This window comes from Bradyrhizobium genosp. SA-3 (assembly GCF_004212635.1).
Classification (GTDB): domain Bacteria; phylum Pseudomonadota; class Alphaproteobacteria; order Rhizobiales; family Xanthobacteraceae; genus Bradyrhizobium.
The window spans coordinates 1-12,600 of record NZ_PSRT01000054.1; the positions used below are offsets into that span (position 1 = coordinate 1).

The 12,600-nt window shown below is 63.6% G+C and carries 13 protein-coding genes, 1 tRNA gene and 2 pseudogenes; 12 read left to right on the top strand and 4 right to left on the bottom strand.

Features of this window, described 5'->3' with window-relative positions; translation table 11 throughout:
• The 5 genes and pseudogenes from CWO91_RS19950 to CWO91_RS19970 all read left to right on the top strand — a co-directional run.
• On the top strand, positions 1-608 hold a 608-nt coding region (locus CWO91_RS19950), incomplete at its 5' end, for a flavin reductase family protein (RefSeq protein ID WP_208753046.1).
• A gap of 45 nt (positions 609-653) precedes the next feature.
• Positions 654-1,514 carry a fumarylacetoacetate hydrolase family protein gene (locus tag CWO91_RS19955; protein ID WP_130215544.1) on the top strand — a complete coding sequence of 287 codons (861 nt, stop codon included), beginning with the start codon at positions 654-656 and terminating at the stop codon, positions 1,512-1,514.
• Positions 1,515-1,517: 3 nt separating this feature from the next.
• Positions 1,518-2,320: pseudogene (gene hpaH, locus CWO91_RS19960) on the top strand (2-oxo-hept-4-ene-1,7-dioate hydratase).
• A 25-nt stretch (positions 2,321-2,345) separates the two neighbouring features.
• On the top strand, positions 2,346-2,741 hold the full coding sequence (locus CWO91_RS19965; protein WP_130215546.1) for a RidA family protein: 396 nt from the start codon (positions 2,346-2,348) through the stop codon (positions 2,739-2,741).
• Positions 2,742-2,754: 13 nt separating this feature from the next.
• Entirely contained in the window at positions 2,755-3,630 is an 876-nt protein-coding gene (locus CWO91_RS19970; protein WP_130215548.1) for an amidohydrolase family protein, read from the top strand.
• Positions 3,631-3,825: 195 nt separating this feature from the next.
• On the opposite strand, the gene CWO91_RS19975 is transcribed toward CWO91_RS19970, so the two are convergent.
• On the bottom strand, positions 3,826-4,824 hold the full coding sequence (locus CWO91_RS19975; RefSeq protein ID WP_130215550.1) for an LLM class flavin-dependent oxidoreductase: 999 nt from the start codon (positions 4,822-4,824) through the stop codon (positions 3,826-3,828).
• A 203-nt stretch (positions 4,825-5,027) separates the two neighbouring features.
• Between CWO91_RS19975 and CWO91_RS19980 the strand changes: the two genes are divergently transcribed.
• Positions 5,028-5,516, top strand: coding sequence for a cyclic nucleotide-binding domain-containing protein (locus tag CWO91_RS19980; RefSeq protein ID WP_130215619.1), 489 nt, complete (start codon positions 5,028-5,030; stop codon positions 5,514-5,516).
• 470 nt (positions 5,517-5,986) lie between these two features.
• Here CWO91_RS19980 and CWO91_RS19985 read toward each other — a convergent pair whose 3' ends face one another.
• Positions 5,987-6,454 (bottom strand): nuclear transport factor 2 family protein, encoded by a 468-nt coding sequence (locus tag CWO91_RS19985; protein ID WP_130215552.1) that lies wholly within the window; start codon positions 6,452-6,454, stop codon positions 5,987-5,989.
• A gap of 268 nt (positions 6,455-6,722) precedes the next feature.
• On the opposite strand from CWO91_RS19985, the gene CWO91_RS19990 reads away from it, so the two are divergent.
• Positions 6,723-6,920 (top strand): hypothetical protein, encoded by a 198-nt coding sequence (locus CWO91_RS19990; RefSeq protein ID WP_130215554.1) that lies wholly within the window; start codon positions 6,723-6,725, stop codon positions 6,918-6,920.
• A 38-nt stretch (positions 6,921-6,958) separates the two neighbouring features.
• On the opposite strand, the gene CWO91_RS44355 is transcribed toward CWO91_RS19990, so the two are convergent.
• Together CWO91_RS44355 and CWO91_RS20010 are read right to left on the bottom strand one after the other, a co-directional pair.
• Complete coding sequence (locus CWO91_RS44355; protein WP_130215556.1) at positions 6,959-7,195, bottom strand: GDCCVxC domain-containing (seleno)protein; 237 nt, start codon at positions 7,193-7,195, stop codon at positions 6,959-6,961.
• 746 nt (positions 7,196-7,941) lie between these two features.
• A tRNA-Thr gene (locus CWO91_RS20010) sits at positions 7,942-8,016 on the bottom strand.
• Between the two features lie 327 nt (positions 8,017-8,343).
• On the opposite strand from CWO91_RS20010, the gene CWO91_RS20015 reads away from it, so the two are divergent.
• The 5 genes and pseudogenes from CWO91_RS20015 (at position 8,344) to CWO91_RS20035 (ending at position 12,350) form a co-directional block, all read left to right on the top strand.
• A complete protein-coding gene (locus CWO91_RS20015; protein ID WP_130215621.1) occupies positions 8,344-8,532 on the top strand; it encodes a hypothetical protein in 189 nt (62 codons plus the stop codon).
• A 25-nt stretch (positions 8,533-8,557) separates the two neighbouring features.
• On the top strand, positions 8,558-10,264 hold the full coding sequence (locus CWO91_RS20020) for an FAD-dependent oxidoreductase (RefSeq protein ID WP_165405569.1): 1,707 nt from the start codon (positions 8,558-8,560) through the stop codon (positions 10,262-10,264).
• Between the two features lie 121 nt (positions 10,265-10,385).
• Positions 10,386-10,694 carry an EthD family reductase gene (locus CWO91_RS20025; protein WP_128942883.1) on the top strand — a complete coding sequence of 103 codons (309 nt, stop codon included), beginning with the start codon at positions 10,386-10,388 and terminating at the stop codon, positions 10,692-10,694.
• A gap of 192 nt (positions 10,695-10,886) precedes the next feature.
• Positions 10,887-11,396 (top strand): hypothetical protein, encoded by a 510-nt coding sequence (locus CWO91_RS20030; RefSeq protein WP_130215562.1) that lies wholly within the window; start codon positions 10,887-10,889, stop codon positions 11,394-11,396.
• A gap of 130 nt (positions 11,397-11,526) precedes the next feature.
• Positions 11,527-12,350: pseudogene (locus CWO91_RS20035) on the top strand (alpha/beta fold hydrolase).
• Positions 12,351-12,600: the final 250 nt, after the last annotated feature.

Consider the following 12,600-nt stretch of genomic DNA (forward strand, 5'->3'; position numbering starts at 1 on the left):
ATCCCAGCGAGCTCGGCGCCGAGCGCATCTACCGCCTGATGACCGGCATCGTGGTGCCGCGCCCGATCGCCTGGGTGACGAGCCTGTCGCGCTCCGGCCTGCTCAACCTCGCGCCGTTCAGCGCCTTCACCTTCGTCTCGCAGAAGCCGCCGATGCTCGCCATCAGCGTCGGCCGCAAGGGCGCCGACTACAAGGACACCGCGCACAACATCCTCGATACCGAGGAATATGTGATCCACATCGCCGATACCCCGCTGATGTCCGCGATGCACGACAGCTCGATCGAGCATCCACCTGAAATCAGCGAGGTCGAGCATCTCGGGCTCGAAACGCTGCCCTGCGAGCTCATCAAGGTGCGTCGGCTCGCCGCCGCGCCGGTTGCAATGGAATGCCGCTTTCGACAGTGCCTGGAATTCGGCGAGGCCCGCAGCCGGCTCATCGTCGGCGAGGTCGTCATGTTCCACATTCGCGACGGCCTCGTGAAGGACGGCAAGGTCGAGACAAAGGCGCTCGATCCGATCGCGCGCATCGGCGGCCCGCGCTACGCCCGGCTCGGCGAGATCGTGACGCTGAACCCCGTGTTCCAGACTCCCAAATCGACCGACTGAGCGCGCTGGCCGCGGCCGCGCCCGCGACATCATTGGAGAACGACGATGCGACTCGTAAGCTATCTCGTGGACGGAGAGCCGCGCTACGGTGCGGCCGTTGACGGCGGTGTCGTCGATCTGACCAAGCGGATCGGCCGCGATTTCTCTGATGTAAAGGCGCTGATCGCGGCCAACGCGCTCGCCGATGCGCAGGAGGCAGTCGCCGGGCAACAGCCCGACTACGCGCTGGAAAAACTCGCCCTGCTGCCGCCGGTGCTGGCGCCGGAAAAGCTCTGGTGCATCGGCGTCAACTACGCCGAGCGCAACGCCGAGTACAAAGACAATTCGGACCTGCCCAAATATCCCAGCCTGTTCGTGCGCAGCATGTCCTCGATATCAGGCTCCGGCCAGCCGATCGAGAAGCCCAAGATTTCGGACCAGCTCGACTATGAAGGCGAGCTCGTCATCGTGATCGGGCAGGGCGGCCGTCACATCCCGCGCGACAAGGCCTGGGGCCACATCTTCGGCATGACGCTGTGCAACGAGGGCACGATCCGCGACTGGCTGCGCCACGGCAAGTTCAACGTCACGCAGGGCAAGAATTTCGACCGCTCCGGCAGCATCGGCCCGTGGATCGTCACCGCGGACGAGCTCGACCCGCGCGGGCCTCACGACATCGTCACGCGCGTCAACGGCGAGGTGCGGCAGCAGGAGACGACCGAGCGACTGATGTTCCCGTTCGACTTCCTGATCTCCTATCTCTCGACCTTTGCCACATTGAAGCCCGGCGACATGATCGTGACGGGCACGCCGACCGGGGCGGGCGCGCGCTTCGATCCGCCGCGCTGGTTGAGGGTGGGCGACGTCGTCGAGGTCGAGTCGAGCCGCATCGGCGTGTTGCGCAACACCGTCGTCGCGGAGAGCTAAGTCATGCTGGATGGTGCGACGATCGAACGTCTCGCCGCGCGCCTCGATGAAGCCGAGCGCACCAAGGCGCTGATCCCGATGTTCACGAAAGAATATCCGGACTTCAGCATCGAGGATGCCTACGCGGTCCAGCGCGCCTGGACCAAGCTCCAGCTCGGCCGCGGCGCGTCATCAAGGGCCACAAGATCGGCCTGACCTCGAAGGCGATGCAGAACGCAGTCGGCATCAATGAGCCCGACTACGGCGTGCTGTTCGCCGACATGTTCTATGCCGATGCCACACCGATTCCGTTCGACCGCTTCCACGCGCCGCGCATCGAAGTCGAGCTCGCCTTCGTGCTGAAGGCACCGCTGCGCGGGCCCGACTGCACCATCTTCGACGTGCTCAACGCCACCGACTATGTGACGCCGGCGCTCGAGATCCTGGAGACGCGCATGCACCGCGTCGATCCCGAGACCGGCAAGACCCGCAAGGTCATGGACACGATCTCGGACAATGCGGCCAATGCCGCGCTGGTGCTCGGCGGCCGGCCGTTCCGCCCTCTCGATGCGGACCTGCGCTGGATCGGCGCGCTCCTGTTCCGCAACGGCGAGATCGAGGAGACCGGGCTTGCCGCCGGCGTGCTCAATCATCCCGCCAACGGCATCGCCTGGCTCGCCAACCGCCTTGCGCCGCATGACGAACATCTCGCCGCCGGCGAAGTGGTGCTGGCGGGATCGTTCACGCGTCCGGTCGACATCCGCCGCGGCGACACCTTCCATGCCGATTACGGCACCTTCGGCTCGGTGTCGTGCCAGTTCGTCTGAATCAACACGTGAGAGGGAGCGCACCATGAATGGTCACGCGCGGCGCAAGAGCATCCATATCGGCGGCTTCAAGCATGCCAATCCGATTCCGAATGCCTGCCGTATCGGCAATCTCGTGATGTCGGGCGTCATCCTCGGCCGTGACGGCGCGACCGGCGAAATGCCGTCGAGCCTGGATGCGCAATGCGCCAACATGTTCGCGCATATGAAGGCGACGGTGGAAGCGGCTGGCGGCACCACGGACGACATCATCAAGATGACGGTGTGGCTGAAGGACCGTTCGCAGCGCGGTCCCGTCAATGTGGAATGGCTAAAAATGTTTCCGGACGAGCATTCGCGACCGGCGCGCCACGCGCTGCCGATGGACAACATGGACGGCGGCGCGCTGGTGCAGTGCGACTTCACCGCCGTGATCGACTGAGGGAGTTTTGCGCATGCCGACCTATCTGCCGTTCGATCCCAATCCGCGCCGCCCGGTCAAGGCGCCGCCGCCGAAGACCGTGGACAGCCAGTTTCACGTGCTCGGTCCGATCGACAAATATCCGGAGCGTCCCGGTGCGGCCTATCGGATGCCGTCCGCGACCTGGGAGTCGGCGCTGCGCATGCACAAGACGCTCGGCATCGAGCGCGGCATCATCGTGCAGACCACGACTTACGGCGCGGACCATGCCGTCGTGCTCGACGGCCTCGCTGCGATGGGCTCGAACTATCGCGGCTGCGCCAACGCCTTGGTGTTCGCGGAGGCGAGCGACTCTTATCTGGCCAAGCTGCACGACGCCGGCGTGCGCGGCGCGCGCTTCAGCTTCCGCCAGGAGCTCGGCGCCGTGCTGTCGGATGCCGATTTCGCCCGCGCCATCGCGCGCATCCGCGAGCTTGGCTGGTACGTCAAGATCCAGCCCGAGAAGGACGGCATCATGTCCAGCGTGGCCAAATACGAGAATCTCGACGTGCCCGTGCTGATCGACCACATGGCGCGCCCTGATCCCGAAGCCGGCAGGAACGATCCGAATCTGCGCAAGATGCTGGAGCTGCTCGGCAAGGGCAATTTCTGGGTCATGCTGTCGCTCGGCGAGAAGACCTCGAAGACTGGGGCCCCCTACGACGACGTGATCCCGATCGCGCGCGCCTATATCGAGGCGGCTCTCGATCGCTGCGTCTGGGCCAGCGACTGGCCGCACCCGGTCTCCGTCAAGCAGCCGCCGAATGACGCCGACCTGCTCGAGCTGATGTACCGCTACGCGCCTGACCAGGCGGAGCTGGAGAAGATCCTGGTGCACAATCCGGCGAAGCTGTTCGGCTTTGCGGATTAGAGGGCTCGAGTCTCGCCACGAACGCGGTGCGCTCCCTCTCCCGCTTGCGGGAGAGGGTCGGGGTGAGGGCTCTTTCCTCTCGGGGATTGTCTCATTGCGGAGGCACCCTCTCCCCAACCCTCCCCCGCAAGCGGGGGAGGGAGCGCACCTTCGTCCGTTGCAGCAGCCAGGCCTGATCTGACAGGCCTCCAGCGCTCACCGCCCCGCCAGCCGATCCCGCACCTCCGCCGTGATCTCGAACGAGCGCAGCCGCGCGGCGTGGTCGTAGATCTGCCCCGTGGTCATCACTTCGTCCGCGCCGGTGTCGGCGATCAGCGCCTTCAGCTTCTCCTCGACCACGGCGGGCGAGCCGACCGCGGAGCAGGACAGCGCCTGGCCGACGCCGGCCTTCTCCGCCGGCGACCACAGCGCGTCCATGTCGTCCACCGGCGGCGGCAGCGGGCCGGGCGTGCCGCGGCGCAGATTGATGAACTGCTGCTGCAGCGATGAGAACACCCGCTGCGCCTCCGCGTCGCTGTCGGCGGCGAAGACATTGACGCCGATCATCGCATAGGGCTTGTCGAGCTGCGCTGATGGCTCGAAGCGCGCGCGATATTCGCGCAGCGCAGGCATCATCATCTGCGGGGCGAAATGCGAGGCGAAGGCGAACGGCAGGCCGAGCATCGCCGCCAGCTGCGCGCCAAAGGTGCTCGATCCCAGGATCCACAGCGGCACCTTGGCCCCCATGCCGGGCACGGCGCGGATCGCCTGGTTCGGCTGCACATCGCCGAGCAGCGCCTGCAATTCCAGCACGTCATGCGGAAAGTTCTCTGCAGCCGTGGCAAGATCGCGCCGCAGCGCCCGCGCCTTGAACTGGTCGGTGCCCGGCGCGCGCCCGAGTCCGAGATCGATCCGCCCGGGATAAAGCGATTCCAGCGTGCCGAACTGCTCGGCGATGACAAGCGGCGAATGGTTCGGCAGCATGATCCCGCCGGAGCCGACGCGGATCGTCTTCGTCCCGCCTGCGACATGGGCGATCACCACCGACGTCGCCGCGCTCGCGATCCCCGTCATGTTGTGATGCTCGGCCAGCCAAAACCGCTTGTAGCCCCATTTCTCGGCGTGCTGCGCGAGATCGAGCGAGTTGCGAAACGCCTGCGCGGCATCGCCGCCTTGGCGGATGGGCGCGAGGTCGAGGATGGAGATAGGGATCATGTCGGGGTACCGGTGTGGAGGGGCTGCGCGATCATGCGCGTCGGCAAGAAACACATGTAGTGGCAGCGCGCAGGATGGGTAGAGAGCACTTGCGAAACCCCATCATGTGTCGCCATCGGACAAGGCCGATGGGTTTCGCGTCGGCTCTCCCCATCCTACGAGCTCTGCTTGCTGCAGATGGCGATGGGGCGTATTCTCGCGCGATGTCTGTCAGCGCTCCCGATCTGAAGGCGTTCCTGCTCGCGACGCCGTTCTTCGGCGGTCTTCCGGACCCAAGCCTCGACCTCCTGATTTCGATGCTGGTCGAGCGCCGCTTCGATGCCGGAGCAACCGTCGTGGCGGAGGGCGAGCCGGGACGCTCGATGTTCATCGTCAAATCCGGTCGGCTCTCGGTGAGCAAACGGACCAATAAGGGGAGCGTCATTCCGATTTCCAGTCTGGAGCGCGGTGATTTCTTCGGCGAGATGACGCTGATTGAAATGCAAAATCGCTCCGCCACGGTGGTCGCGGAGAGCCCGACCGTGCTGTACGAGCTGACCGCCCAAAAGCTCTATGCTTGCTACAAGGCCGACATCCACGCCTATGTGATCGTCCTGCAGAACATCAATCGCGAGCTCTGCCGACGGCTACGCCGTGCTGACGATCGCTTCGCCGCACAGCAGGTGGGCGAAGAGCAAACGCCTGCGAGATGAAACTCTATCTGCGATGCAGTTCGCAGCCCGGATGGAGCGAAGCGCAATCCGGGACGATTGCGTCCGCGGCTAATGGCCCCGGATTACGCTTCGCTCCATCCGGGCTACGCCACTCATCTCATCGCGCTTTAGACGTCACGACTTATCGTGCGCGTACTTCTCCAGAAGCAGCCGATTATATTCATCTCTCACGGCTCTCCGCGAGACATGCCCTTTTCGGTCTTTGGCAATCTTCAGAAGATCAGGATCAGTCGCTGCCCGTGATTTTCGCCTAAATCTCGCAAAGAGTGGGGTCGTAGGCGCCAACGTCCTTCCAAACAGCCGGTCAAACCATCCCATTGTGTCCTCCCGGACAGACCGCGGATTGTGACACTATCACCACGAATTTGGGGGGCAAACGGACAGTGCGACTGCATCTTTTCGATAAGCTCGTCACCACATAGTCCGTAGCCCATTCGAAAAAATCTGGTTTATGGCTGAGGCGCAGGAATTGGAAGAATGCTCGTGATCTTCCAACCGTCACCCGTCTTCACCAGCACTTGATTCATCAGAAACCGTGTAGGCTGCGCAGTCTGCCCAGACGGTGAAATCATGAAGGTCACCGGCACGTAGAGTTGCGCGACCCCCGTCCGCAATTCGATCACCTTCAGTTCGTCCATCTTCGGGTCGAGGGACCAAGTGCCTTTATACAGGGCCTCGAAACGCTTGATTGCTGCGTCATGGCCCCAGATAGGCGCGCCACGCGTGATCCACAAAAACTGAGCCGAATCGTGCAAGAGTTCGCCAACCTCCTTGAGGTCGTGAGCGTTTTGTGCGGCGACAAATCTCGCGAAAAGAGCCTTCACTTCATCCTCACTGCTTGCGCGAACTACGTCTGCCGTAGTCAGCAGCGAGAATAAAACGAAGAAAGCAAAACGGCTTCGTGCGCGGAAGGTCATGATCGTCCTCCCTTGATGTCGCGGCGGAAATGATGCGCTCGCGGTTATCAGTTGCAACAAAAAAATTACCCCAACGAGGGTCCAAACACCACGTGCGTTCAGGCGACATGGCCGTTCAGCACGTAGGATGGGTAGAGCACTTGCGAAACCCATCATGCTTCGCCACTGAGCAAGGCCTTGATGGGTTTCGCTTCGCTCGACCCATCCTACGAGCTTGCACACGCTTTAAGAACAGACACCGCAAGCAGAGGGGCGATCCGTCTTTTCGGTGGTCTTCTCGGTTGCCTTCGTCAGGTCGTCGAGTGCGGCAGGGCGGGCTTACGCGACATATGGAGCAATCTACATCGTGGCTTCGCTCGGCTGGCTTTGGGCGGTCGAAGGCCTACGTCCGGACCGTTGGGATATCGGTGGCACTTGCGTCTGCCTTGTCGGAGCGGCCCTAATTCTGTGGGGACCTCGGGGATAAACGGATTCTTCGTCTGCGCAGCACGTCAGGAGCCGAAGTCATGGCGGTACGCGGGCGAGACTGGCCTCAGCCACAGCAGGCGCCTTTACGGTGCCCTGTATCGGCGGGCAGGGGACAGTTCCGTAGGAGCAGAATACGCAGCAATCCCCAGGCTTGGGCTTGAGTCTCGTACCGCACGCCGGGCAGTCATAAAAGAATTGGCAAGCGTCGGTTGGCATAATCTCAGAGGCCTGATGGGAGCAGGCCGGACAAGTCAGGGTCGATTGCAACTGCATAGGTTCCCTATATGCCCGAATGAGTGGATGAAGAGAATATCATATTCCACGTTGGGGCTGGACTCGCGAGTTCGCTATGGGGGTCATAAGCTGATACGTTGACCCGTCGGGCAACACACCCGCCTCCCGCAAAATCCCGTCAATCCCCCGCCGCAAAAATATTCCACTTTACCGAAATTCGGAATTGCGGCATTCTCCCTGCCATCCCGGCCCAGGGAGAGGGACGATCGTACGTCGTAACGAAACGTGGGCCGGGGTGCGGTGGACGCGGCAGCGTCGGGCACGCGAAGGTGGGGCCAGGGCGAGATGAACCTCGTGAGGTCGTGCTGCGTGCGGACGGACGGCGCCCGTGTCCGGCGAAGCCTTTGGGCGAAGCCGGACCGCTGCGTACGGCAAAACCGTGTGGGTCCTGACCGTCGTTGCTACGGTCAAGCCTTGCGGAGATGCTTCTGGGCTCAACCGGGTCTCGAGGCATCGTCAATTCGCGAGGTGACGGAGGCCAGAAGGAACTCGGCTCCGGGGAGAGCAGGCATAAGCCGTCAAACCATCGCGCAGGGAAGGCCGGGTGTTTTCCGGCCCACCTGTTCTCCGCCTGCGCATTTGCGTGTGCAAATTCTTCGCGCAGCGGACCTGGGTGCCAGCCGGCACCCGGCCTTCCCTGCGCCCTCTTCACCGAAGAGGGGCACGGAATAGAGCAAAACTCGGGCACTTCACGCCGCGAGAACGCCTTGTCATGTGTGGAACACTGGTGCTGCCGGACAGGATTGAACTGTCGACCTCTCCCTTACCAAGGGAGTGCTCTACCACTGAGCTACGGCAGCAGATGCTGGCACAGAATCGGGCCGCGATTGGGCCCGCCAAGCGGGGCGATGGATGCCACAAGGCCCCCTCATGTGCAAGCTTGCCGGCCCCGCCAAATCGAGAAAATCGGCCCCGTTGCCGAGCGGAGGTGGCCTTTTTGCCCCGAAATGACCGATTTTGGACGATTTTGGTCCCAGTGGTGTCCCCAGCCAATTGGCCAGTTGGCTGCGCCATCGGATTTGGCCCATTTTGAAGTTCGCACGATCGGATCGCGCGGGCCTCTTGAGCTGTCGTATTCCTTGGGCATGCTAAAGCGCGACGCGGCCCTTTCTTGACGAGCCCGGATGATGACCGACGAGACCGATAAAGCCGCAGCACGCGGCCAGGATGGGCAGCAGAACCGGCTGAAATCCGCCCTGCGCGAAAACCTGAAGCGGCGGAAGGTGCAGGCGCGCGAACGCGCCGCAATGGCCGAGCCCTCGCAGAACGACGATGAGTCCCCAAATGAGGGGACCGTCGGCAAGGCCGACGGCTAACATTTTGGAGTGCACGACAGTGGCAATGGGGCAGGACGGACAGCAACGAACCGATCGCGACGCGCTGATGTCGCGGTTCACCCGCCCCGAGCAGACCTTTCCGGCGCTGACGCCTGCCGAGATCGAGCGTATCAGGCACTTCGGCGAAGTCCGCAGCTATGCCGACGGCGAGTTCCTGTTCGAGACCGGCAAGCCGGGACCCGGCATGTTCGTCGTGCTGAAGGGCCATGTCGCCATCACCCAGCGCGATGGTCTTGGCCATGTCACCCCGGTGATCGACCAGGGGCCGGGGCAATTTTTGGCCGAGCTCAGCCAGCTCTCGGGACAGCCGGCGCTGGTCGACGGCCGCGCCGAGGGCGATGTCGAGACGCTGCTGCTGCCGCCGGAGCGGCTGCGCGCGCTGCTGGTCGCCGAGGCCGAGCTCGGCGAGCGCATCATGCGCGCGTTGATCCTGCGCCGGGTCAATCTGATCCAGGGCGGCATCGGCGGTCCCGTGCTGATCGGTCCGTCGCATTCGGCGGGCGTGGTGCGCTTGCAGGGCTTTCTCACCCGCAACGGCCAGCCGCATCATCTGCTCGATCCCGAAAATGATCGCGATGCGGCCGAATTGATCGCGCGCTATTCGCCGAAGCCGGAAGACTGGCCGCTGGTCGTCGCCGCGAGCGGCGCGGTGCTGCGCAACCCCAATGAAACCGAGCTTGCGCGCGCCATCGGCATGATCGGCGGGGCGAAGGGCGACCGCATCTACGACGTTGCTGTCGTCGGCTGCGGACCGGCCGGGCTCGCCACCGCCGTCTATGCGGCGTCCGAAGGGCTGTCCGTCGCCGTGCTCGACACCCGCGCCTTCGGCGGCCAGGCCGGCGCCAGCGCGCGCATCGAAAACTATCTGGGCTTTCCGACCGGCATTTCCGGCCAGGCGCTGACCGCGCGCGCCTTCACCCAGGCCCAGAAGTTCGGCGCCGACATCATGATTCCTGTGACGGTGAAGTCGCTCGACTGCACGCGCAAGGACGGCGCATTTTCGGTGGCGCTCGACGGCGCCGATCCCTTGCGCTCACGCGCGGTGGTGGTCGCGAGCGGCGCGCGTTATCGCCGGCCGGAGATCGCGAACCTCGACAAGTTCGAGGGACGCGGCGTCTGGTACTGGGCCTCGCCAGTCGAGGCGCGGCTCTGCGCCGGCGAGGAGGTGGCGCTGGTCGGTGCCGGCAATTCGGCCGGCCAGGCCGCCGTATTCCTCTCGGGTCATGCGAAGAAAGTCTTGATGATCATCCGCGGCGGTGGCTTGGGCGCCAGCATGTCGCGCTATCTCATCGAGCGCATCGAAGCGACGCCGAACATCGAATTGATGTTCAACACCGAGATCACGGCGCTCGAAGGCGATGAGGCCGCGCTGCTGCGGCGCATCCGCTGGAAGAGCCGCTTGTCCAGCGACGAGGATGCCGCCGACATCCGCAATCTCTTTCTGTTCGTCGGCGCCGATCCCGCGACCTCCTGGCTCGACGGCTGCGGTGTCACGCTCGATCGCGGCGGCTTCGTCGTGACAGGCGCGCAGTCCGAGCAGAACCAGGGCAAGCTGGTGGCGCCGCTCGAGACCTCCGTGCCCGGCGTCTACGCCGTCGGCGACGTCCGCTCCGGCTCGGTCAAGCGCGTCGGCGGCGCCATCGGCGAAGGCGCGCAGGTCGTCGCCTCCCTGCACGGCTATCTCGGCGACGCCGCAAAACCGGCGCTTTAGGCAAGGACAAGACAAGGGAATGGCAAGACGAATGTGGCTTGCCTTCGCGCCGCTTGGTGCAGACTATCGTCGCGAGGCGTATTGCTCGTGGAACGAACAAAAGATTCATAGGGAGGACTAAATGGCTGAAATCGTCGTGCTCTACAAAACGCCCAAGGATGCTGCTGCCTTCGACAAGTACTATGCCGAGACGCACATTCCACTCGCCAAGAAACTTCCCGGCCTGAAGAAATACGCCGTCAGCAAGGGACCGGTCAGCTCCCCCACTGGCCCTTCCGGAATCCATCTCGTCGCCATCCTCACCTTTGACAGCGTGGCCGACATCCAAGCCGCATTCAGCAGCCCGGAAGGCAAGGCGACCGGCGCTGACGTGCCGAAATTCGCCAGCGGCGGCGCCGACCTGCTGATCTTCGACACCAAGGAAGTTTGAATCGTCGATTCAATATTCGTCGAAAGCCTGCCGTCGTTTGTGACGACGATGCAAAAAGTTCAGCCATGCGTTTGTCAATTCGCACGATCACGCATGGCTGCCCGCACCTGTGTGACACCAATGCCGGTGGCAATCCCATGAGGACCGTAATACTACTCTGATCGTCTCAGTGCGGAGAGTAGGAGAGATGTCATGGTGCTTGGGTTGAGCCTGCCCGCCTTCACGCTGATCCATGTCATCATTAGCCTGATCGCCATCGCCGCCGGCCTCGTCGTGATGTTCGGCCTGCTCGGCTCGAAGTCGATGCCGGGCCTCACCGCGATCTTCCTGCTGTTCACGATCCTCACCAGCGCAACCGGCTTCCTGTTTCCCTTCAAGGAGCTGCTGCCCTCGCACATCATCGGTATCATCTCGCTGGTGCTGCTCGCGATCGCCTGCATCGCGCTCTACGGCATGAAGCTCCAAGGCGTCTGGCGCCCGGTCTACATCGTGACCGCGATGGTCTCGCTCTATTTCAATGTCTTCGTGCTGGTGATCCAATCGTTCCTGAAGGTGCCGGCGCTCGCCGCGCTCGCGCCCGCCGTGCCGCCGGCGCCGCCGTCGGGGCCGGTGTTCGCAGTGGTCCAGGGCATCGTGCTGGTGTTCTTCGTGCTGCTCACCATCGGTGCCTGGCGCCGCTTCAGGCCGATGGCGTTTGCTTGATCACACGATTCTCAAGCTTCCGGGTTGATGCGAGGCATCGCATTCGGGGTCTCGCGCAACTATCTGCGGATCATCGGCGCGTGCTTGTTCGCGCGTCGCGCAGATGATTTTCACCGAAAGAGAGCAATCCATGCCCACCATCACCACCAAAGACGGCGTCGAGATTTTTTACAAGGATTGGGGCTCGGGCCAGCCGATCGTGTTCAGCCATGGCTGGCCGCTCTCGGCCGACGACTGGGACGCGCAGATGTTGTTCTTCGTCACGCACGGCTACCGGGTCATCGCCCATGACCGCCGCGGTCACGGCCGCTCGACGCAGGTCGCCGACGGCCACGACATGGATCACTACGCGGACGACCTTGCCGCGCTCACCGCGCATCTCGATCTCAAGAACGCGATTCATGTCGGCCATTCCACCGGCGGCGGCGAGGTCGTGCACTACATCGCGCGTCACGGCGAGAGCCGCGTCGCGAAGGCGGCGATCCTGTCCGCAGTGCCGCCGCTGATGGTGCAGACCCCCGCCAATCCCGGCGGCCTGCCGAAGAGCGTGTTCGACGGTCTCCAGGCGCAACTCGCCGCCAGCCGCACGCAATTCTATCGCGACCTGCCCGCCGGCCCGTTCTATGGCTACAACCGTCCCGGCGCCAAGCCGTCGGAGGCGGTGATCCAGAACTGGTGGCGCCAGGGCATGATGGGCGGCGCGAAAGCGCATTACGACGGCATCGTCGCGTTCTCGCAGACCGACTTCACCGAAGATTTGAAGAAGATCACGGTGCCGGTGCTGGTGATGCACGGTGATGACGATCAGATCGTGCCTTACGCCGATTCCGCACCGCTGTCGGCCAAGCTGCTGAAGAAGGGCATCCTGAAAACCTATAAGGGCTTCCCGCACGGCATGCGACCACGCACGCCGAGACCATCAACGCGGACCTCCTGGCGTTCTTCAAGGAGTAAAGCTTCACGATTACCCTCTCCCCTTGCGGGCCCCTTGCGGGAGAGGGTGGCATAGGCGGCCTTCGGCCGCCGTCCTTAGAACGCCGATGCTTCGCATCGGCTATGGCGTAGCGGCGAGACGGGTGAGGGGTGCGCCGCCCGGGAGGGGTATCCGCGGAACGTGCTGGAGACGGAGGATGGAGGATGGAGGATGGAGGATATCAATAGCCTCTAGTCTACGGGACAGTTAGCTTGCCGCGGAAATTTCGGC